General features: G+C 43.6%; 16 protein-coding genes and 1 tRNA gene. 3 read left to right on the forward strand and 14 right to left on the reverse strand.

Annotated elements, in window-relative coordinates; all coding sequences use genetic code 11:
* Window positions 1–153: 153 nt before the first annotated feature.
* The 5 genes from T515_RS00785 to leuB form a co-directional block, all read right to left on the reverse strand.
* Window positions 154–1,443, reverse strand: coding sequence for a DUF1015 domain-containing protein (locus T515_RS00785; protein WP_036606451.1), 1,290 nt, complete (start codon window positions 1,441–1,443; stop codon window positions 154–156).
* Between the two features lie 164 nt (window positions 1,444–1,607).
* Window positions 1,608–3,662, reverse strand: coding sequence for a sodium-translocating pyrophosphatase (locus T515_RS00790; RefSeq protein ID WP_036606453.1), 2,055 nt, complete (start codon window positions 3,660–3,662; stop codon window positions 1,608–1,610).
* 345 nt (window positions 3,663–4,007) lie between these two features.
* Entirely contained in the window at window positions 4,008–5,177 is a 1,170-nt protein-coding gene (locus T515_RS00795) for a phosphoglycerate dehydrogenase (RefSeq protein ID WP_036606455.1), read from the reverse strand.
* Window positions 5,178–5,187: 10 nt separating this feature from the next.
* Window positions 5,188–6,270 (reverse strand): 3-phosphoserine/phosphohydroxythreonine transaminase, encoded by a 1,083-nt coding sequence (gene serC / locus T515_RS00800; protein WP_036606457.1) that lies wholly within the window; start codon window positions 6,268–6,270, stop codon window positions 5,188–5,190.
* Window positions 6,271–6,440: 170 nt separating this feature from the next.
* Window positions 6,441–7,535, reverse strand: coding sequence for a 3-isopropylmalate dehydrogenase (gene leuB / locus T515_RS00805; protein WP_036606458.1), 1,095 nt, complete (start codon window positions 7,533–7,535; stop codon window positions 6,441–6,443).
* A gap of 505 nt (window positions 7,536–8,040) precedes the next feature.
* Here leuB and uvrB point away from each other — a divergent pair.
* Entirely contained in the window at window positions 8,041–10,038 is a 1,998-nt protein-coding gene (gene uvrB / locus T515_RS00810; protein WP_036606460.1) for an excinuclease ABC subunit UvrB, read from the forward strand.
* 199 nt (window positions 10,039–10,237) lie between these two features.
* Here uvrB and T515_RS00815 read toward each other — a convergent pair whose 3' ends face one another.
* Window positions 10,238–11,098 (reverse strand): MurR/RpiR family transcriptional regulator, encoded by an 861-nt coding sequence (locus tag T515_RS00815; protein WP_036606462.1) that lies wholly within the window; start codon window positions 11,096–11,098, stop codon window positions 10,238–10,240.
* A gap of 219 nt (window positions 11,099–11,317) precedes the next feature.
* Here T515_RS00815 and T515_RS00820 point away from each other — a divergent pair.
* Window positions 11,318–11,390: transfer RNA gene (locus T515_RS00820), tRNA-Arg, on the forward strand.
* Between the two features lie 164 nt (window positions 11,391–11,554).
* Here the strand turns inward: T515_RS00820 and T515_RS00825 are convergent.
* Window positions 11,555–12,847 carry an SPFH domain-containing protein gene (locus T515_RS00825; protein ID WP_036606464.1) on the reverse strand — a complete coding sequence of 431 codons (1,293 nt, stop codon included), beginning with the start codon at window positions 12,845–12,847 and terminating at the stop codon, window positions 11,555–11,557.
* A gap of 432 nt (window positions 12,848–13,279) precedes the next feature.
* Here T515_RS00825 and T515_RS00830 point away from each other — a divergent pair, with 432 nt between their 5' ends.
* A complete protein-coding gene (locus T515_RS00830; RefSeq protein ID WP_036606466.1) occupies window positions 13,280–13,804 on the forward strand; it encodes an S-ribosylhomocysteine lyase in 525 nt (174 codons plus the stop codon).
* A 243-nt stretch (window positions 13,805–14,047) separates the two neighbouring features.
* On the opposite strand, the gene T515_RS00835 is transcribed toward T515_RS00830, so the two are convergent.
* The 7 genes from T515_RS00835 to T515_RS00865 all read right to left on the reverse strand — a co-directional run bounded on the left by T515_RS00835 (window position 14,048) and on the right by T515_RS00865 (window position 23,579).
* Window positions 14,048–15,859, reverse strand: coding sequence for a DUF5722 domain-containing protein (locus tag T515_RS00835; protein ID WP_051671290.1), 1,812 nt, complete (start codon window positions 15,857–15,859; stop codon window positions 14,048–14,050).
* Between the two features lie 264 nt (window positions 15,860–16,123).
* Window positions 16,124–16,648: a hypothetical protein gene (locus T515_RS00840; protein ID WP_051671291.1), complete on the reverse strand. Its 525-nt coding sequence runs from the start codon at window positions 16,646–16,648 to the stop codon at window positions 16,124–16,126.
* 230 nt (window positions 16,649–16,878) lie between these two features.
* The gene (gene tyrS / locus T515_RS00845) at window positions 16,879–18,099 is read right to left on the reverse strand and encodes a tyrosine--tRNA ligase (RefSeq protein ID WP_036606468.1); all 1,221 of its coding nucleotides are present in this window, start codon (window positions 18,097–18,099) and stop codon (window positions 16,879–16,881) included.
* A gap of 192 nt (window positions 18,100–18,291) precedes the next feature.
* Window positions 18,292–19,341 carry a 3-deoxy-7-phosphoheptulonate synthase gene (locus T515_RS00850; RefSeq protein WP_036606469.1) on the reverse strand — a complete coding sequence of 350 codons (1,050 nt, stop codon included), beginning with the start codon at window positions 19,339–19,341 and terminating at the stop codon, window positions 18,292–18,294.
* A gap of 177 nt (window positions 19,342–19,518) precedes the next feature.
* Complete coding sequence (locus T515_RS00855) at window positions 19,519–20,607, reverse strand: ABC transporter ATP-binding protein (protein ID WP_036606471.1); 1,089 nt, start codon at window positions 20,605–20,607, stop codon at window positions 19,519–19,521.
* Entirely contained in the window at window positions 20,607–22,316 is a 1,710-nt protein-coding gene (locus T515_RS00860) for an ABC transporter permease (protein WP_036606473.1), read from the reverse strand. The genes T515_RS00855 and T515_RS00860 overlap by 1 nt, the downstream gene beginning before the upstream one ends.
* A gap of 66 nt (window positions 22,317–22,382) precedes the next feature.
* Complete coding sequence (locus tag T515_RS00865) at window positions 22,383–23,579, reverse strand: ABC transporter substrate-binding protein (RefSeq protein WP_036606475.1); 1,197 nt, start codon at window positions 23,577–23,579, stop codon at window positions 22,383–22,385.
* Window positions 23,580–23,789 lie beyond the last annotated feature (210 nt).

The following is a 23,789-nucleotide window of genomic DNA, read 5'->3' on the forward strand; positions in this document are numbered from 1 at the left end:
CCCCTGATATGAAGTTATACTTACTGCTTTTAACAGTTATTTTAATTATAAAGAAGCACTGACGTAAAATCAAGGAAATGGATGTGAAGCATAACTTCACAAAAAAAGTATTTTTCTTCTTATTTTTCAAAAAAATCATCCGAAAGGCTTTCCTTATCTTTCGAATTCATGGATAAATATTCCTGACCGTAGCTTTGGCTCGAACCATGTGGACTTTGGCGGCATAAGAAGCTGATGATCCGCAACATTTATCAGCTCGTCTATTCCTGTGGGATGCATAAGGAAAGCAACTGCCGGACCGGTTTCCTCAATGGTTCCGTCCATCACATGACCGTATGTATACTGACTTACTTTCTTCTCAAGCTCCTTTATGCCCCTGATACCGCCCACAAACTCGATACGCTTGTCGGTTCTCGGATCCCTGATTCCAAGAAGGGGTGACAGAATAAGGTCCTGAAGTATGGAAACATCCAGGGATCTCACAGGATCATTTTTACGTTCCTCCACTACCTGATCCTTGGCTCTTAAAAGGAACCATTCACCCGAAATATACATCAGCATCTCACCTTTAACCTTCGGTACAAATGCTTCCTTCACATTGAATACAACAAAATTTTCTTCTATGCTGAGCATCAGGTCTTCAGGGGCAAGTCCTCTTATGTCTTTAACAATACGGTTGTAGTCCATTATCTTAAGCTCGTTGTCCGGAAACAGAACAGAAAGAAAGAAATTGAACTCCTCTTCTCCTGTGTAATCAGGATGCTCCTTACGGCGCATAAGTCCAACTTTTACAGCACTTGCCGCACGATGATGTCCGTCAGCAATGTAGGTGGCAGGTACCGATGCAAACTCCGTCATAAGTCTTGAAACAAGCTTATCATCATCTATTTTCCATACTCTGTGGCGTATATTATCATCTGATACGAAATCATAAAGAGCAGCCTTCTGTTTCTCAGAATCAACTATTTCTGTAATTTCTTTTCTTTCACGATAGGCAAGGAATATAGGCCCCGTCTGGCATGAACAGCTGTCTACATGTCTTATACGGTCCTGCTCCTTCTCTTCCACAGTATTCTCATGCTTCTTGCAGACATTGCTGAGATAATCATCTATGGAGCTTAATGCAGCGATACCCGTCTGGGTACGTCCATCCATGGTGAGTTCATATATGTAATAGCAGGGTACCTCATCCTTTACATAAATGCCGGCTTCTATTTCGGAGTTCAGCATCTCGGAGGCTTTTTTATATACCTCCCGGCTGTACATATCGTAGTCTTCCGGAAACTGGGTTTCAGGTCTGTCTATATTCAAAAAAGAAAGGGGATGGCCCTTAACCTTTTCTCTTGCTTCCTGCCTTGAATAAACATCATAGGGAAGTGCCGCCACCTCACTGACCGCCTCTCTGTTTGGACGTATAGCCTTAAATGGTTTTACTACTGCCATGATCTACCTGTTCCTTTCTCTTGTTGAATGTTAAATTCCGAATGGTCCGTCTGAAATCAGCTTGACGGCCAACGCGGAATCAGCCGGAGGAAATCCCTCCGACTGATTATTGTATATCCTAAATATGAACTTATCAAATTCGAATTAAAAGACATAAACAGGTTTCACAATATTCCGCCCACAGAGATGAACAGCGGAGCAAAAACAAGTGATATGACCGTCATAAGCTTTATGAGAATATTTATGGATGGCCCTGAAGTATCCTTGAAGGGATCACCCACAGTATCGCCTACAACAGCTGCCTTATGGGCCTCGGAGCCCTTACCTCCGTTATTACCATCCTCTATATACTTCTTTGCATTATCCCAGGCACCTCCGGAATTTGACATAAATATGGCCAGCATGACTCCTGATACCAGTGCACCCGCAAGCAGGCCTCCCAGAGCTGCCACTCCCAGTAAAAGTCCTGTAAGAAGCGGAGCTGCCACAGCAAGCACACCGGGAATTATCATTTCACGAAGAGCAGCCGTTGTTGATATACCGACACATGACTTATAGTCCGGACGTTTTGTTCCTTCCATGATTTCCGGATCTTGATGAAACTGCCTGCGAACTTCCTCAATCATGGAATAGGCCGCTCTGGACACCGAATTCATGGTGAAGGCGCTGAAAATAAAGGGAAGCATACCTCCTATAAGAAGTCCGATGGTCACTCTCGTCTCCAGTATGTTGATGCTTGAAAGATTAACAGAATCAGCATAGGAAACAAACAGTGCCAATGCTGTAAGAGCAGCAGATCCTATGGCAAAGCCTTTCCCCATGGCCGCGGTTGTATTTCCCACAGCATCAAGCTTATCGGTTATGCTTCTCACGGATTCATCAAGACCTGACATCTCTGCGATTCCGCCGGCATTGTCCGCAATGGGACCGTAGGCATCCACTGCAACTGTTATTCCCGCCGTGCTCAGCATCCCGACGGCTGAAAGTGCTATTCCGTACAGACCCATGGCTGTATAAGCAACAAAAATCCCTATACATATAAGTATAATGGGAACAGCCGTAGACCTCATGCCCACAGCAAGTCCGGATATTATATTCGTTCCGGCTCCGGTTTCCGATTCCTTTGCTATCTCCCTTACAGGCTTATAATCACCTGAAGTGTAAAACTCCGTAACTCCGCCTATCAAAACTCCCACTATGAGTCCGGCTATGACAGGTACAGAAGCCCTGATGCTTCCGAATATAAGAAAGCTGGCCAGAACAGAAACAACGAACACTACTGCGCTTGCTATGAAGCTGGCACGATTAAGTGACTTATGAGGATTCAATACTTTTTCATCCTCATTTTTTTCTTCATCTGCGGTTTCTTCGGTGGATATCTTCTTTTTTCTGTCTCCTTTTCCCACAAACAATGATCCGAATATTGCAGCCCCGAGTCCGAAACCTGCTATCAGAAGCGGATATATCACTCCCTGACCTTCCGAAAAGGCCGCTATTCCCAAAGTAAGGGCGGATACCAGAGCTCCCACATAGGATTCAAAAAGATCTGCTCCCATACCTGCAACATCACCTACATTGTCACCTACGTTATCCGCAATAACAGCCGGATTTCTCGGATCATCCTCCGGAATCCCGGCTTCCACCTTGCCTACAAGATCTGCACCAACATCCGCAGCTTTAGTATAGATTCCTCCGCCAACACGGGCAAACAGCGCTATGGAGCTTGCTCCAAGAGAAAATCCTGATAGAACCCCCACATCCTTTGTAAAAATATATATGGCCGAAATTCCCAGAACGCCGAAACCTGCAACACACATTCCCATGACAGATCCGCCTGCAAAGGCTATCTGAAGAGCAGAATCCATTCCCTTCGTCATGGCGGCATTGGCTGTACGTACATTTGCCCTGGTTGCTATGGTCATACCGAAAAAGCCCGCAAGAGTAGAAAAGAATGCCCCGGCAAGAAAACAGGCTGCACTAAGCCAGGAGCCTATTCCAAAACCTATAAGTACAAAAAGAGCCGCTACGAACAGAATAAGTATCCTGTATTCAGCGAGTAAAAAAGCATGCGCCCCCTCGGAAATCGCACCTGCGATCTCCTTCATCTTTTCATTTCCTTCTTCAGCACCGGCAACACGTCCTGACTGAAATCCTGCAAAGATCAATGCACAGAAGCCAAGAACAGGAACAAGATACAATAATGCGTCAAATGATATCATATTCGATCCTCCCGATTACTAAATGATCCATGATCCGGCTACCTTAGGTTTCATGGATCAACCATGTGGAAACTCTGTTAAACTAATGTTTTTGGCTGCTTTAAAGATCAACTGAATATTCATATTTATTACTTATAATTATAAAGAATTATTGTGCTTATATCGTAATTTTAAATAATTTTAATAAATCAAAGTGCAAAAAAACGCTGTACCACAAATGATATGTACCCTTCTTATCGGTTTGTCCGGTAAAGAGGGCACATATCAAATTCGGTGCAGCGTTTTTTATACTATACTATTCTATTCTCTTATATTTTACTTAGCCTGTCAGGCATCCACACTATATTACTTAACCTTACGGACTCTCAGAATTCCTTCAATCTTTCCGAGATTCTCAAGACCGTCATCTGTTAAATGCTGATCGATATCCATAAGAGTATATGCGTAATTGCCTTTTGACTTGTTCTGAAGGCCGTCAATGTTTATACCGGCGTCACCAAGGGCCTTTGTTATCTGTCCCAGCATGTTAGGGATGTTTCTGTGCAGAATCGCAATTCTTCCTCCACTCTGGCAGACTCCCATATCTGTATCCGGGAAATTTACCGAATGATGGATATTACCGTTATCAAGATAATCCTGAACCTCTTCCACAGCCATTACCGCACAGTTATCCTCTGCTTCCTCTGTGGAAGCCCCAAGATGAGGAAGTACCACCGCACCATGCATGTTTGCCGACTTAGCATTAGGGAAATCAGTGACATAGGTCTTTACCTTACCCTTATTGAGAGCCTGAGCCATATCATCATCATTTACCAGAGTGTCACGGGCAAAATTAAGGATATGTACTCCATCCTTCATTCTGCTGATGGAGTCCTTATTGATCATTCCCTTTGTTGAATCAAGGGCCGGTACATGAACAGTGATGTAATCACACTTCTCATAGATTTCATCCACAACTGCTGCATGATGTACCTTCTGACTGAGGTTCCATGCGGAATTAACAGACAGATACGGATCATATCCGTAGACATCCATTCCGAGATCGACTGCAGCATTGGCAACAAGTACACCGATGGCTCCGAGTCCGATAACTCCCAGCTTTTTACCCTTTATCTCGGTTCCCGCAAAGTTTTTCTTTGCCTTTTCAGCATTCTTTGCGATATCAGGATCTTCTGCATTCTGCCTGATCCATTCTGCTCCGCCTATTACATCACGGCTTGCAAGCATAAGTCCTGCTACCACAAGCTCTTTAACGGCATTTGCATTGGCACCGGGAGTATTGAATACAACGATTCCCTGCTCTGCGCACTTATCAAGGGGAATATTGTTTACTCCCGCTCCTGCACGTCCGATGGCACGGAGGGTAACAGGAAAATCCATAGACTTCATATCAGCTGAACGTACAAGTACAGCTGCAGCATTATCGATCTGATCCACAAGTGTGTAGCCCTTACGGAATTTTGTTGTTCCAACACGGCTTATATTGTTAAGGCAAAAAATTTCACGATCTTTCATTTTACTCTCCTCACTTGTTGTTCTTCTCGAAGTTATCCATGAACTCCACAAGCTTTACAACACCTTCCTTAGGCATGGCATTGTAAATGGAAGCTCTCATACCGCCGACTGTACGATGACCCTTAAGGTTTTTGAATCCTGCTGCAGAAGCCTCTGCAATGAACTTCTTATCCAGTTCTTCATTTCCTGTTATGAAAGGAACATTCATAAGGGATCTGTCCTTGGGAACAACAGTACCCTTGAACATTTGAGAACCATCAAGGAAATCATAGAGTATCTTTGCCTTCTCTTCGTTTCTCTCCTTCATAACAGAGAGTCCGCCCATTTCCTTTAACCACTTGAACACAAGTCCGCATACATAGATGTTGTAGCAAGGAGGTGTATTGTAAAGTGACTTGTTGTCTGCATGTGTCTTGTAACGAAGCATGGTTGGAGTACCCGGAAGAACATCCTCTGTGATGAGATCTTCACGGATAACAACTATGGTCACGCCGGCAGGACCTACATTCTTCTGAACTCCGCCCCAGAGAACACCGTACTTTGAAACATCCATAGGTTCGCTTAAGAACATGGAAGAAACATCTGAAACAAGTGTCTTTCCCTTTGTGTTGGGGAGTTCCTTAATTGTGGTGCCGTAAATCGTGTTGTTCTGGCAAATGTATACGTAATCCGCATCATCATCTATATCAAGGTTACTTAAGTCCGGGATATATGAAAAGGTTTTGTCCTGAGAGCTTGCAACGATATTAACCTTACCGTACATCTCGGCTTCCCTGGCTGCCTTCTTTGCCCACTGACCTGTAACGATGTAATCAGCAACTTTATTCTTCATCAGGTTCATGGGAACCATGGCGAACTGTGTGTTTCCTCCACCCTGAAGGAAAAGTACCTTGTAATTATCGGGAACAGAAAGGAGCTCACGAAAATCAGCTTCTGCCGTATCCAGAATGTTCTCATACTCCTTGGATCTATGTGACATCTCCATGACTGACATACCCGATCCATGGTAATCAAGCATCTCTGCTGCACAAGTTTTAAGAACTTCTTCCGGTAAAACTGCAGGTCCTGCACTGAAATTGTAAACTCTGCTCATCTTCATAATCTCCTTTGAAAAAAACTAATATTTAAGAATTAGCCAAGGCAACGATAACAACAGGTTATATCTTCTATTTATTATCTTTCCTCCCGGACATGACCATAATATAGCACCATTTTGCTTTATCTAGTATATAAAATATTTTTATGTATTAATACAGATGCAATTCACTTTATAAGCTCTGCTATTTTATCTCCCATTTCGTCGGTATGAAGCTTTTTAAGTCCTTCTGCGCTGTCATCCATGATATCTCCGGTTCTGTATCCCTGTGCCAATGCTTCTGCCACAGCATTCTCAATGGAATCAGCTTCCTTCGTTAGATTAAAGGAGTATCTGAGCATCATGGCAGCACTAAGAATGGTTGCAAGAGGATTCGCGATATTCATTCCGGCAATATCAGGAGCCGATCCTCCTGAGGGTTCATAAAGGCCGAAGCTGTCTTCACGGAGAGATGCTGAAGGAAGCATACCGAGGGATCCTGCAATCTCAGCCATTTCATCGGAAAGTATATCTCCGAACATATTCTCGGTTGCAACCACGTCAAACTGTGCCGGATTTCTTACAAGCTGCATGGCAGTAGAATCCACAAGTGCATTCTCAAGCTCCACCTCCGGATAATCTGCGGCAACCTCTGCAAAAATCCTGCGCCACAATCTGGAGGAATCGAGAACATTGGCCTTATCAACCGAAGTCACCTTTTTATTTCTCTTCATGGCAATTTCGAAAGCCTTCTTTGCTATACGTCTTATCTCATAATCGTGGTATTCCAATGTATCTATGGCGACTTCTTCTCCATCCACAACCTCTGTCTTACGCTTACCGAAATAAAGACCTCCCGTAAGCTCTCTTACCATCATGACGTCAAAGCCCTTGTCGGCTATGGACTCACGAAGAGGGCAGGCTTTCTTAAGCTCAGGATAAAGGTGTGCAGGCCTCAGATTACAGAACAGTCCCAGAGACTTTCTAAGCTTCAGAAGACCTGCCTCGGGTCTCTTCTCAGGTGGAAGTTCGTACCACTTTGACTGACCAACCTTTCCTCCGATGGACCCCATGAGAACTGCATCCGAAGCCTTGCACTTCTCTATGGTCTCATCTGTGAGAGGTTCTCCGTAAGCATCTATGGAACAGCCTCCCATAAGTACCTCTTCAAAGCTAAAGCTGTGTCCGTAAACCTCACTAACCCTCAGAAGGACCTTCCGGGCTTCTGCCACGATCTCAGGGCCTATGCCGTCTCCCGGAATAGTTGTTATTTTAAAATTCATAGGTTTTTCTCCTTTATTTCACTAACCTTCATGACGCTTTTCCCGTAGCCGGATGAAACACCGGAGAACTTCACAAGCATCATACATATTTTGTCGTCATAACTCTTATATATATTATAATACCGAGCCATTCTGATAGTACAAATATATTTCCGATATGACTGTTATCACTTTCAGGTAAATTTCAAGACACGAGACTCTTCACTTACAGTAGATTTAACCGGGATCCGGCATAAAGCTCCTGTCCTCAGGAAAGCTAAATATAAACAGGCAATTGTTCCGGGGACTAAGGTCAGGAGACTTTTTCGCCCTGAAATGCTGAATGCAGGATAATCCTGTCCTGTTATCTCTAACAGGCAAACTGTATATACACTGATATATATGCTATGATGTGATTGTCAAAAAGTTCATCAGCCTGCATCTCCTTTTACTCTCTCGAGACGGAGAAGACTTATGACACTTATATCCTCTTTATTTTTTAATAATCTCTCTAAAGGATGGAATCATGGAACATCACGACTTTAAATTACATTCTGATTATGCCCCCACAGGTGACCAGCCAAACGCCATAGACCTTCTGGTGTCCGGTTTCAAGGATGGAAATCAGTTTGAGACCCTGCTTGGTGTCACAGGTTCAGGAAAGACCTTTACCATGGCAAATGTCATTCAGGCCGTAAAGAAACCGACTCTTATCATTTCCCACAACAAGACACTGGCAGCCCAGCTCTATTCGGAGATGAAGGAATTTTTTCCCGAGAATGCGGTTGAATACTTTGTGTCTTACTACGATTATTACCAGCCTGAGGCTTACGTTCCTTCTACTGATACATATATAGAAAAGGATTCAGACATTAACGATGAAATCGACAAGCTGAGAAACTCAGCCATGGCTTCCCTTGCAGAAAGAGATGATGTCATCGTTGTTTCATCGGTTTCCTGCATATACGGTCTCGGTGCTCCGACAGAGTATCTCAATATGGCCATATCTCTTCGCCCGGGAATGCAGAAGGACAGAGACCGGTTTATACGGCAGCTCATAGACATTCAGTACAACCGAAACGATATGGACTTTAAACGCGGCACCTTCCGTGTTATGGGAGATGTGGTTGATGTATTTCCTGCCAGCGAAGGTGAAGAAGCCTACAGAGTTGAGTTTTTCGGTGATGAAATAGACCGTATAACCCGTATCAATGCTCTCACCGCCAAAGCGACGGCCACCATGGAACACATCATGATCTTCCCCGCAAGCCCCTATGTCATCCCTCAGGAAAAGCTTAACCTTGCCTGTGAAAACATACTTTCGGAACTTGAGGAAAGAGTCAGGTACTTTAAGGACAATGATAAGCTGATTGAGGCACAGCGTATTTCCGAAAGAACCAATTATGACGTGGAAATGCTTAAAGAAACAGGCTTCTGCTCCGGCATAGAGAATTACACAAGACACCTTAACTTTGCAAAGCCCGGAGAACCGCCTTATACACTTATGGATTATTTCCCGGATGATTACCTGATAATTATAGACGAGTCCCATGTTACCCTTCCGCAGGTAAGAGGTATGTACAACGGTAATCTCTCCAGAAAGACCACCCTTGTGGATTTCGGCTTCAGACTCCCCTCTGCTCTCGATAACAGACCCTTGAATTTCGAAGAGTTCGAGCAGAAGGTGGATCAGATGCTTTTCGTTTCAGCGACCCCGGGTGATTATGAGGGTGAACACGAGCTGATGAGAGCCGAGCAGATCATCAGACCTACCGGTCTCCTTGATCCCGAGATCGATGTACGTCCCACAAAGGGCCAGATCGATGACCTTATATCCGAGATCAAAAAAGAAACCAGAAAGAAAAACAAGATCCTCGTCACCACCCTTACCAAAAGAATGGCTGAAGATCTCACCAAATACCTTAAGGACGCAGACATTCGCGTTAAGTATCTCCACTCGGATATAGATACCCTGGAGCGTGCCTCCATCATACGTGATATGCGTCTCGATAAATTTGATGTACTTGTGGGAATCAACCTTTTGAGAGAAGGTCTTGATATACCTGAAGTTGCACTGGTGGCCATCCTGGATGCGGATAAGGAAGGCTTCCTCCGTTCAGAAACCTCACTTATACAGACAGTAGGAAGAGCTGCCAGAAATTCCGAAGGCCATGTAATCATGTACGCCGACAACATTACCGACTCCATGAGGCGTACCATTACAGAAACAGAACGCCGTCGTAAAGTTCAGATGGAATACAACAGGGAACACGGCATCACCCCTACCACCATAAAGAAAGCCGTTGCGGATCTTATAGCTATTTCAAAGGCAACCAACATTGACGACGAAAAGCACGGACTCAAGAAGGATATCGAATCCATGACTCATCAGGAACTCGATAAACTGATCAGAGAACTCACAAAGAAGATGCGTGCCGCAGCTGCCGAGCTCAATTTCGAAGACGCCGCAAAATACCGCGACAAGATAGAAGAAATCCGAAAAACCATGAACAAAGAAGACTGATTTCAGAAAATTCCGTGTTAACTGCACTAAGTCTTACTTGTTGAAAGAACTGCCTGCTCTTTATCGGATGTATGAGGCACACTACATATGCATGGAAAATGCGGCAGGGACATGTCCCGCCGCATTTTCCGTATCATTTTGCACCCCACCGCATTTTCACGAAAAAAGAGGGTCGCACCCGCAACCCTCTAAACTGAAATCACATATAGTTCTTGTCCTTCACCGCATCCCTTGTCTTATCCCAGGTGGGCTTGCACTTCTTGTAGTGTCTCCTGTAATACTCACTGTACATTACATCCACAAGGAAAAGCTGGGAAATCTCCGCGGAAGTTGAACCATCCTGAAGGGTACCCTCATTGGCACCGCAAAGAAGAAGAATATCCGCATACTGGGTAAGCTGTGACTTCGTGAACCTGGTGATAACTATGGTTCTGGCTCCGGCCTTCTTTGCAGACTTTGCAATCTCAACAGTATCCTTTGTGGAACCGGAATATGAGAAAATAAGTGCTACATCATTGCTGGTAAGAGTGGAGGCCATAATAAGCTGCATATGAGCATCCATATTACATGCCACCTTAGGCTCGATACGAAGGAATTTGTTCATGGCCTTCATAGCAGTAAGCATAGAGGTTCCGACTCCGAAAAATACTATACGTTTTGCATCCGTAAGAGCATTCATGGCCTCAGTCATCTGCTTGCTGTCGATAAGAGAATATGTTTCCTGAATAGCGGAGATATTCTCAGAAAGAACCTTCTTGGCAAGTTCAGCTATATCATCTTCCAATGTAATGGTCTTGTCCTCTGTGACTGAAAGTGAAGAATCATTGGACCTCATGCTAAGAGACAGCATCATCTTGAATTCCTGATATCCCTTTACATTCATGGTCTTACAAAATCTGAAAACAGATGTATCACCAACATCACAGGCTTCGGCCAGATCAGAAATAGACATAAATAGCACCTGTCTCGGATTTGCCAAAATATAATCTGCGACCTTTTTCTCAGCCTTGGTAAATTGATTATATGCTGAACGAATTTTAGTAATGTAATCCTCCTGCATCGCTTTCTCCTCTCAAAGTGTCAAATTGCAAACACAACAAAAAAACGAAATTAAATTCTTGAATTATCATAGCATGAGCGAAAATTTATTTCAATTAAAAGAATATTAAAAAATATCACTTTCATTTTGATTATTAGAATTTTACTTACGTTTATTCACGGCTTGTATTTTTGAACTTTATGCCTTATAATTAGGCAGTTGATATTTCAATTTAATATTGTTTCTATAGCTTAACAGGATAGAGCGCAGGCCTCCGACGCCTGTAGTGACGGTTCGAGTCCGTCTAGGAACAGAAAAACCCTGAATCTTCCGATTCAGGGTTTTTTCGTCAAAATCTGTCACCTGTTCAACCTGTTTGCAGGAAGTTACATATTACATCCAAAGTGAAATCGGGTTCGGAGCTTCTCTCTTACCCGATTTCACACATAGTGTATTACCTTTTAATACCTAAACCAATCAAGGTCTCCTGGTGCCGCAGTTTGTACAGAAATTACCTGTATTTTCTGTTCCGCACTCAGGGCAGAACCAGTTAGCCGGCTTTGGTCTTGGCTTTCCGCAGTTGGTACAGAAGTTTCCGTTATTGCTGCTTCCGCACTCACATGTCCAGCCTCCTGCCTGCATCTTAGGAGCTTCAGCTCCACCTGTCGCACCTGCTGCACCTACAACTCCCTGAGGAGCAGTCTGAGGTGCCTGGCCCATAGGAGCTCCCTGAGGCATCTGACCCTGCTGCATCTGATTCTGCTGAGCCATGCCGTAAAGATTGTTCATGTTCATGCCGCCTGCCATGTTTGCCATGTTCATGCCGGCAAATGCCATCATAGGACCTGTGCTTGTATTGTTGGCAGCATCCTTCATTGCCTGAGCCTGAGCAGCTGCAAGTGTAGCACCTGCCATACTAGGATCACGAAGTGTGGCATTGAGCTGAAGGGTCTGGATCTTCTGAGCATCCTCATCGGAGATGGTTGCCGAACTGAGTCCGAAGGCAGCGATCTCTACGCCGTAGTTCTTTCCCCATGTCTCTGTAAGATGTACATTAAGAGCTGCAGCAATATCATCTGCATGAGCCGGAAGCTCTGAATAACGGATGCCCTTGGCGGATACATCTGCAAATGCAGGCTGAAGAGCTGTAAGAAGCTCAGACTTAAGCTGTGAATCGATACGGTCACGTGTGAACTCATCTGTTACATTGCCGCAGAGTTTCTTGTAGAAAAGAATAGGATCTGAGAGTCTGTAGCTGTATTCACCATGGCAGCGTACTCCGAACTCTACATCAAGATTGATGTTCCTGTCGATAAGACGGAAAGGAATAGGATTCTGTGTTCCGTACTTGTTTCCGATGATATCCTTGGTGTTAAAGAAGTAGATTCTCTGATCTGTGGCTGTATCACCGCCGAATGCCACACGCTTTTTCCACTGGTTGAAGGAATCGATAATTCCCTTACCGAGTCCGCCGTAGAAAATAGAAGGCTCTGTTGATGAATCCCATGTAAACTGTCCCGGCTCAGCACTGAATTCAACAATCGCACCGTTATCAACGATGATCATGCACTGTCCCTCATTTACAGCGATCACAGCTCCGTTTGAAATAAGATTGTCAGAACCCTTTGTGTTGAAATTGTTCTTTGCCTTGCGAGGTGTTCCCTTCTTCATCAGAACGTTCTCACTCATTGAGTCGCAATAGAAGTATTCACGCCACTGATCGGCAAGAACGGTATTGATCGCACCCGCAGCAACCTGCAAAAGTCCCATAAAACTTCCTCCTCTAAACTATATAATCTCTTGTGGGTTAAGAAGCTCGAAGATCATGGCATAAATACACAACCCGAAACTTTTTCCCTTTGTCATTTATTATAAAACAATTTTTTTCCGCTAACAATAATAGATACTTTCAATATTTTCACTTTCGAATAAATCTTTCTTTTTTTACTCATATTGAAATTATGGGGAAATTTCATATCCTATGATATAATGATATAAGTGTCATAAGTCTTCCTCCACTTGTGCTTGCACAAAAGTGGAGGATAGACTTCATGACACGCCCCACATGGAGCACGAAAGGACGATTTATCGGCCTGAGAGTGCGGAATGTGGGATGAACGCGAGAGCGCATAGCGCGAAGCGGTCCTATATCGACTTTTGCCACTCACGTTTTTTATATCATAGAAAAAAAGGAGAATTACCATGGATCTGATACCAAGCTTTTCCGTTGACCATACCAAGATCATTCCCGGCATCTTCACCAGCAGAGTTGATGATGTGAATGGTTCAAAGATCACCACTTATGACATAAGAGTCACAAAACCCAATGTTGAGCCTGCTGTTGATGTAGCCGCCATGCATTCACTTGAGCATATCATCGCAACATATTTAAGGAACGATCCTGAGTGGAAGGATGAAGTCATTTACTGGGGTCCCATGGGATGCCTTACAGGTTTCTATCTCATCCTTAAGGGCAGCCGTGCACCTAAGGAAATATTCGATCTTCTCTACAGAGCTTTTGACTCCGTGAAGAACTCCGAAGAGGTACCGGGATCAACAGCCGAAAACTGCGGAAACTGCCTCATGCATAATCTTCCTATAGCCAAGTGGCATGCAGCTAAATTCGCCGCTTATTTAAAGGAGAACGAAAACAACGATCTTATCTTCGAGTATCCTAAGACAGAAAGACTCGTCACAGATGACGGCCGTCAGTTCTTCGATTCATAAGGTATTTTTAATCCGAAAGTTTTATTACATATTGAGAAGTAACCGGAACATGCCGTAAAAACTTTAATATTTTCATCCGCTTCAAAGAATTCATGATTTACAAAGAAAGCTAATGAAATAAAGACTTTAAACATTAAAAAACTCTCCTGAAGGTTCTTAATTCCTTCAGAAGAGTTTTTTCTTTATATGCAATTCTATTTTATTTACAAAAACACGTTTACCGGATCAATGCTTCCGGGCGCCTTATAAATGGAATCCCGGTATCACATCCGACCAGTCATTGATTCCTATGACCGCCTTTGCAAATTCCGAAACCTGCAGGGAACTTGCCGGATCATCTATAAATTTAAACACCTCTCTTGCCGGCTTTGCAAGAAGCAGTCCATCTGAGCCTGTAGTTGAGAGTCCGAAGTAAAGACCGTCCTTTGTCTCTCCTGCGTTATCTAGCTGACGGGAAAGCATATAGGCATCGATATCAGGATTGTTCTCAACGATGTAGTGACCGTAGGCAACTGCAGCAGCCTGTTCTGTCTGTGCATCCTTGCTGAGATTCTTTACAGAACTAAATCCCTGCTCTGTCATGAAAATGTTTCTGACGGAACCGTTATTGTCAAGCATCTGAGCGTTATGCATATAGTTTGTAAGTACACTAAGATTGATGTAGCTTACAACAGGCGATGTCACATCCTGTGTGACCTTTCCGGATGACTCATCATCCCAGAAAACAGGGTCAGTCAGAGGATACGGGTAAGGATGTATGGCGAGAGCCCAGTTGGTTCTTCCCTCTTCCTCATCGAGAGAAGCGAAGGTATCGAGTACGTCCTTTCCGGGATACTTTCTTACAGAGCCTGACTCTGTAGGAATAGTCCAATAGTAATCCAGTGAGAACATAACGTTGTCATTGGCAGAAACCGACTTTATGGCATTGTAAAATACCCTGAAGGTCCTCTGGAAGATTCTTGTGTATTCCTCTACTGCATAATTTCCAACATAATTCCAGAACTGATTGTTTATCTCGTTTCCTATTACCCAGTTTGTGATCTTTCCATGGCTGTTATGACCGTTATATCTGTTGGCAAGGAAGGAAGCCATGGCCTTCACCATTTGGAATCCTTCCTCTGTTTCAACATTGAAACCATAGTACAGTGCTGCATCTTGGGACTGAACGGCAGTTCCCGGTCTGTACAGATCAGGCTGCTGGCTGTTCCAGCCGTTGACTATTCCTGCAGTAACCGCTATTCCGCTGGCACTGAGCCGGTTTATCTCCTGATCCAGCTGATTTATAAGACCTGAGTCAAAGGAATAAGTTTTTCCCTCAAAGCTGTAATTTATGCCGCTGCCGAAAAGCTGGCTTGTGGTTATGGCTATGAACGCATGCTTAATGTTAAGGTCGATGGCATCATCTATAATATTGGGGTCAACCATCAGACCCTTCTTTCCGAGGTTAAGAGCCGGACTCTGGTCAGCGGCTATAGCCTCCGGGTTCGATATATAGCATCTGTTCGACACGATGTAGTATCCGTCTTTATGAGGTACGGCAAGCACGAAAGCATCATAAAGTCTGTTGCTTCCATCCTCCCTGAAAAGATCCACCGTAAAGGTCAGCTTTCCGTCACTGATGTTTCTGGATACAAGATAATCATTTCTGCCGGAAAGATCCGTCTCGTATGGTTTCATATCAAAGAGATAAACCTCATTGACCTGACCTGCAATTGCCGATGCATCAACAGTTACGTTTATCTTTGTCGGATCGTAAGGATTAAGTGTTACGCTTTTAACTCCCGCATAGCCTGAGACTACCGTAGAAGCATTGAGGGAATCCCTGGTTGTATAGTCAATTTTATAACTGTATGCGGTTTTTGAAGCTGATGTTCCGGGTTCATAACCTGTTGATGCTGAAGCTGTCACTGATGTACCTGCTACAGGCCCATTCACTGAATTAACATCCACTCCTCTTCCCACAACATCTGCAAAGACTGAAGTTCCTGAAGCAGTCATGATGACTCCGGTCAAAAGCAGAGTGAGCATACTCTTTTTATTTAGTTTTAATGTCATTTACTTTTCCTTTCGATAAATCAATGAACTTCAAGGAAAGAGACCACTGCCTCCGCCCTTTGACTAAGGATAGCATCATGGTTTTTTTCATCCTATAGCTTTTTTCTTAAGCTTAAAAACCTTTTGATTAAGATTATAAAAAAGAACTACACAAAAGGATAAAGTTCCTTAAGTGTAGTTCGAATAAAATCACTTGTAATATAAGTCTGAAATATACGGAATCCCGAATACTCCCTCAAAAATCGTCATCTCTTCCCGGAAGTCTCATGCTTCTACAGAGTTTGCAATTTTTTTATAGGTATCTTCATCTACAAGTCCGAAATAGAAATCCTCATAGTTTTTATGGTCAGTTCCATAGTAAACTCTTACATCATAGCAGCGGTCCGTAAACCTGTATGCGGTACCGTCCTCCGCATCTTCCATGAACACATCCTCAGGAAGCATGGTGAGCTCCTCTCCCATACTTACCACCTTTTTCAGAACACGGTTTGAAACTCCCGCATCCTGTTCTTCCACATATTCATTGATGTAAAAAATCACATCCGCCTCTGAATAATATTCGGAAACCAGATGAAATGCGGCATTCTCGGAAACAATAAATGCTGTTTTATCCTTCTTTGTAACAGGATCGTTTACCTTGGAAACGATATGTTCACTGTCAACCACTATCTGTATGGGGCAGGCGGCGCCAACACCCTTAACGCTTGTCTGGGCAAATGCCTGCAAACCAAGAGATACTGTAATCCCTGCTGCCGCAAACATGCACCTGATGATATTTTTCAATAGCATGAATGTACAAAGCTCCTTCTTAAGACTTCATGTCAATAGTAAAAAACTACGATATGTAGGAATATTTAATCTTTTATACAATAGCATTATATGATAAAAGGCGGATTGAGACAACCCAATCCGCCTATATGTAAACTAAACTTAAGACTACGTAGATATTTGTGCAAAAAGCTTTAGAAAAATAACAGTACCCATAAGAAAGTTTTTATGAAAAAGAAAACTTATATCCATCAGGAGAAGATCTTTACAAAATTCTTCTTGCCGCGCTGAACAACAACACCGTCCTTAAAATCCTCTGCTGTGTAAGATGTCTTAATATCTGTAACCTTTTCACCTGCTACCTGAACACCGCCCTGCTGAACATTCTGACGAGCCTCGGATCTTGACTTGGCTAGTCCTGAAACCGCAAGGATTCCGCAGATATCGATGGCACCGTCTCTGTAGTCCTCCGCCTTAAGAGTGTACTTCGGCATGTTCTCACTGTCACCACCGCCTACGAATATAGCCTTGGCAGCTGAGTCAGCCTTATCAGCCTCTTCCTTTCCGTGAACAAGCTCAGTAAGTGAGTAAGCAAGTCTCTCCTTAGCCTTGTTAAGCTCTGCACCTTCCCACTTAGCCATCTCCTCAATTTCAGAAAGAGGAATGAATGTAAGAAGTTTAAGGCACTTGATAACGTCAGCATCGTCTACATTTCTCCAGTACTGGTAGAAATCATAGGGAGTTGTCTTCTCAGGATCAAGCCATACAGCACCGCTTGCTGTCTTACCCATCTTCTTTCCTTCCTTGTTGGTAAGAAGTGTGATGGTAAGGGCGTGGGCATCCTTTGCTTCCTTCTTACGGATGAGCTCTGTTCCGGCAAGCATGTTTGACCACTGGTCATCACCGCCGAACTCCATATTACATCCGTAATCCTTGAAGAGACGATAGAAATCATATCCCTGCATAAGCATGTATGAAAACTCAAGGAATGTAAGTCCCTGCTCCATACGATTAACGTAACATCTTGCACGAAGCATATCGTTTACCGAGAAGCAAGGTCCGATCTCACGCATAAAATCAAGGAAATTAAGATTTCTGAGCCAGTCGGCATTGTTCACAAGCATAGCCTTGCCTTCACCAAACTCGATAAAACGGCTCATCTGCTTCTTAAAGCACTCACAGTTATGATCGATCTGCTCGATAGTCATCATGGTACGCATGTCTGAACGTCCTGAAGGATCTCCTATCATAGCTGTTCCGCCGCCTACAAGAGCTATAGGCTTGTTTCCGGCTTCCTGAAGACGCTTCATAAGTGTCAATGCCATAAAGTGTCCAACATGCAGAGAATCAGCAGTCGGATCAAAACCAATATAGAATGTAGCCTTACCGTTATTTACAAGCTCTTTGATTTCTTTCTCATTTGTCACCTGTGCGATCAGGCCTCTGGCTACTAATTCTTCGTAAACACCCATCGAATTATTTCTCCTTACTGTTACTTTTAAATTCAGAGTAATCATAGCGCCAAAGGAATACGTTTCCTTTTGACCCTGGTTACATATTATACAATACCCCAAGCCAAATGCAAACATTCAACTTGGGGTACGGTCATTTTACATTTTAATAAACATCACCGGAATCATCCGAAACTATGTTTTAATACAATATCAGTCATCAAACTTTGTGATCTGAATATAATCATAAACATTTGAAATAAGTCTCTTTGTATCTTCCCATCCGATACATGCATCTGTAATGGACTTTCCGTATATATGATCCTCTACCTTACAGCTGCCCTCTTCTATATAGGATTCAACCATAAGGCCCTTTACAAAACGGGCAAGCTCTGTTGAATACTTACGTGAATGCATGATCTCCTGTGCTATACGGAGCTGCTCCTTGTACTTCTTTGCCGAATTGCAGTGATTTGTATCAACAACAACAGCCGGATTTAAAAGCTCCTTCTTTGTATAGAGATTATAAAGAAGTCTCAGATCCTCGTAATGGTAGTTTGGAAGAATCTGGCCATGCTTTGACTGTGAGCCTCTGAGTATGGCATGGGTATACGGGTTTCCGTCTGACTTTACTTCCCACTCTCTGAAGATAAAATCATGAGGATGCTGTCCTGCATAAATCGAGTTAAGCATCACTCCGAAATCTCCGGATGTAGGATTCTTCATACCTGTTGGAACATCTATTCCTGAAGCCACGAGTCTGTGCTGCTGGTTTTCAACCGAACGGGCACCAACCGCCACATAGCTCATGATATCGCTGAGATAACGTAAATTATCAGGATAAAGCATCTCATCCGCAGTTGACATGCCTGTCTGTGCCAGAACCTCCATGTGGAGCTTTCTGATGGCTGCAATACCGCCTAAAACATTGGCCTCCTTCTCAGGATCAGGCTGATGAAGCATGCCCTTATAGCCCTGACCTGTGGTACGAGGCTTGTTGGTATAGATACGGGGCACGATCATGATGCTGTCCTTTACCTGATCAGCAATCTCTTTAAGACGATTGCAGTAATCAAGAACCGGATCCGGATGATCCGCCGAACATGGTCCGATGATAAGAAGAAACTTCTTTGAATCGCCCCTGAAAATTGCCTTGATTTCCTCATCACGCTCTGCCTTGATCTTTGCAAGATCTGCAGAAAGAGGAATCTGCTCTCTGATTTCCGCACTTGACGGAAGCTTAGTCCTGAATTCAAATCCCATAGTTACTCTCCTTTTTATGCGAGGGTCTTCATATCTACCCTTCCCTTGGACCTGCAAATACTTCGGATGGCAACGCTTGCTCCCATACGAAACTCCGCATCTGCCGGCCGCATAATAGAAAGTATAGTCTCACGAAGTTATAAAATCAAGTAATCAAAGAGCATATAACCCATAACCTTATTTAAGTATGTATACAGCCTTTGGATCAAAGTCAAGATATGCCTCTTCCGATACCTCGTAGATCTTACGGTTCACGGGATTATAATCTGAAAGCTGTATCTCCAGGTCTCCAACCCTGAGACGGTAGTACTGATAGGATCCCATGAATGTGGATAATGATACGGTTCCCTTGAGTATACCCTTGTCACTGAGTCTTGCATTTTCAGGACGGATAACCAGAAATGCATCCTCACCTGCATCTACATTTATGTGATTCTTAACAGTAATCTTCTCACCGAAAACATCAATATCCGCCGTTCCGAAAACATCGTCCACAGCTTCAACCTTAGCAGGTATAAAATTGGCCTCTCCTATAAAGTCCGCAACAAATTTCGATGCCGGATGATAGTAGATTTCTCTCGGAGAACCTATCTGCTCCATCTTACCCTTGCTCATGATGATTATCTGATCGGATATGCTCATGGCTTCCGACTGGTCATGTGTTACGTAAATCGCTGTGATACCTACCTTCTGCTGTATACGGCGTATCTCGGTACGCATGGTAACACGAAGCTTTGCATCAAGATTGCTGAGAGGTTCATCAAAGAGAAGCACTCCCGGTTCCAGAACCAGAGCTCTTGCAAGGGCAACTCTTTGCTGCTGTCCTCCGGAAAGCTGATTGGTCATTCGTGACTCCATCCCCTCCATCTCAACAAGCTTCAGAATGTTTATGACCTTCTCGTGTATTTCTTCCTTGGGAAGTTTCCTTAATTTCAGGCCATAGGCAACATTATCGAAAACATTGTAATGGGGAAGCAGGGCATAACTCTGAAATACCATGGCCGTATCACGTTTATTCGGTGTAAGTTCATTTACAGCCTCAGTACCTATGTAAATCTGACCTTCATCGGGAGACTCAAACCCCGCTACCATTCTCAGGGTTGTGGTTTTGCCACATCCCGAAGGCCCCAGAAGAGTCACAAAGGTTCCGGGCTCGATATTCAGATTCATATCCTTTACAGCATAAAACTGTTTTTTTGTTTTTGGGTCAATGTATATCTTTGAGATATGCTCAAGAAGCACACCCTTCTTTTCTGAAGTCTTCATCAGTCTTCCTCCTTAACAGTTCTGCTGGTTCCGAAATGTTTTATGATGAGATTCATTACCGCAACCGCAGTATATGTAATCATTATGAGCACAGTTGCGTAGGCGCAGGCAACTCCGTAATTACCCTTCTCTGCCTGCTCGTTTATCTGACAGGTTATCATGAGGAAATCAGGTGTTACCAGCAGGATAACAGCAGAAATTGCGGTTATGGACCTGACGAAGGCTGTTACCAGTCCGCTAAGGAAGGAATCCTTTATAAGCGGAAGTGTCACTGTGGTAAATACCTCTGCGCTGTTTGCACCCATGTCATAAGCAGATTCCTCTATGGATTTGTCTATCTGCCTGAGTGCCGAAATACCGGAACGTGTTCCTGTGGGAAGTGATCGCACCACAAAAACTATGATAAGGATAAGACCTGTTCCGTATATCTGCTGCAATGCTCCTGTTCTGAAAAGTCCGTTGGCATAGCCTCTTATGTAGCCGATACCCAAAACCGTACCGGGCACCGCCATGGCCAGCATGGATACGAACTCTATAAAGCCCTTTCCTCTGAATTTCTTTTTTACCACAAGATATGAAATGATCATGGATAAAAGCGCTGTTACAGGGGCTGCAATAAAGGAAAGTACGAAGGAATCCTGGAAAGCTTCGAGACCGGAAGTCTTCATCATATACTGGAACCATTTAAGGGTTAAACTGTAATCTCTTCCCCAGAGCTTAAACAGGGCTCCGAAGGGCACCATAATATACATAAGGGTTACAAATACAGCAACTATGCTGCAGAATACGGTAAGAGGTACTCTTACACTTCTGTCTTCTATGGGCATCCTTCCTCTTGTTGCCTTTCCCGTAAGAGTTGCAGCGGTACGCTTCTCAAGATAATACTTCTGTATCAGGAAAAGAATTACTGTAAGAGACAGAAGCACCACAGACATGGCAGCAGCACCGGTACTGTCAAAGGCCCCTGTTACCTGAAGATAGATGGTAGTGGCAAGGGTGTCGTAGGATCCGCCTATCATCATGGGGTTTGCGAAATCCGCAACTGACTCGATGAAGGTAACGAGAAAAGCATTACCGAGACCCGGAAGCATCAGGGGAAAGGTGACCGTGGAAAATACCTGCCATCTGGTTGCTCCCATGTCTCTTGTGGCTTCCTCCAAAGACGGATCTATGTTTTTCAGCAGTCCCTTAAGCATCATATAGCATACCGGGAAGAAGGTAAGTATCTGAACTATGGCGATACCCTTAAGTCCGTAGATATTGGAATCATAGATATGAAGTATGGATCTCGTGATGATTCCGGATCTTCCGAAAAGCATGATCATGGACAGGGAAAGAACAAAAGGAGGAGAAACCACGGGAAGTGTGGACACCACATTAAATAGTTTTTCCAGAATAACGGATCTCAGCTTTACATATACTTCAACATAGGCAAAAAGCAGACCTATGGCAGTAGATGCAATGCCCACAAGAAATCCCAGTACCAGTGTGTTCTTAAAGGCTGTACGGAATCGTTCCATGCTGAGGACTCTGCTGAAAACCTCCATAGATACCTTACCGTCTACCATGATGCTGTCTATGAGCAGCATAAAAAGCGGATAAAGTATAAACAGCAGCAAAAAAACTATAAGCACCACTATGGTACTGACCATGATGGGATCAGAAAAGAATTTTTGTCGTTCAAGCTTAGCGCTTTGTGAACCAGCCATAAATCCCCCTTTTTAAAAAGCTGCGTAAAGTCAGAAGCTTCACGCAGCGTAAATGTTTATTCCGGATTATTCGGTAAGGAATCTGCCTGAATCTGCAGAATCAGCTGTGCTTCCGAGAGCCTCGAAGAAATCTTCGATGTACTTCTCTGTATTAGCCTTTGCATCCTCAAAGTCATAATCGATAGTGTTGTTCATATCAAGACCGAACTCTGTAGCTTCCTTTGGCTGCTCGGCATTGGAAAGTACCAGGAACTGATATGAGCCGTTATCCTTGGCAAGATTTACACAATCAGGTGAAAGAGCATATTCGATCCAGAGCTTTGCTGCGTTTGGATGTTTTGCTCCCTTGAATATAGCTGTAGCACCGATTTCATAAGAGGTTCCGTCTGATGGTACTACAAGACCGATATTGTCATAGCCCTGAAGGATCTGGTAGATGCCGTCATGAAGGAATCCTATACCGATAACGCACTCTCCCGGGCCTACCATCTTTGATGGACCTGAACCGGACTTTGTGTACTGGGTAATGTTCTTATCCAGCTTCTTAAAATACTCCATAGCCTCGTCGTGGCCCTTCATCTGTACCATGGTGTTAATGACAAGCTTTGCGGTTCCTGCTGTATTCGGATTTGACAGCATGATGAGTCCCTTGTACTCTTCCTTTGTAAGATCATCCCATGACTTCGGAGCCTCAAGACCCAGTCTCTGAAGTTCCTCGTTATTAACCATAAATCCAAGGATTCCCTTATAGATTCCATACCAGCAATTTGTAGGATCCTTATACTGATCACCTATGAGATTTACTGCATTCTTGGCATCATACTGTTCAAGAAGACCGTCCTTTACAGCTTCATTGTAAGGATCTGTGGTTCCGCCGAACCATACATCTCCGGAAGGATTTCCTCCCTCTTCCTTGATCTTTGTATAAACCTCCGAGGTTGATAATCTCTGGTACTGTACCTTTATCCCGTAGAGCTTTTCAAAGTTCTTACATGCTGCAGCAAGATACTCTTCCTCACATGAACCGTAAACAGTAAGTTCGCCTTCTGCCTTTGCGGCTTCCAGAAGATCATCCGAAGAATCTGCTGCCTCACTCTCAGCCTTTGTTTCTTCAGCTGCCTTTGTCTCCTGGGCCTGTGATTCCTGTGCCTTGGTTGTTTCAGCACTGCCGGAAGTATTTCCCGATGAAGAGCTTCCTCCGCAGCCTGCTATGGAAGCAGCCGTAATTGCCGCAGCCATAAGTACCGCTAATGTTTTTTTCATATAATTCCCCTCCTTGTTAATGAAAAATAAAAAATTTTTGGATATAAATTTCACGTACCAACCAACAAAGAAAATTATACCACCAGAGGGAAATATTGAAAATAATATTTTGTGCACAATGTCTTATATACAAAAAAACAGCACTCATATTTTGTATAAAATAGAGTGCTGCTTTTTTATATACGATATAACCACATTGCGCCGGTATGT

It is taken from the genome of Oribacterium sp. P6A1 (assembly GCF_000702885.1).
GTDB lineage: Bacteria > Bacillota > Clostridia > Lachnospirales > Lachnospiraceae > Oribacterium.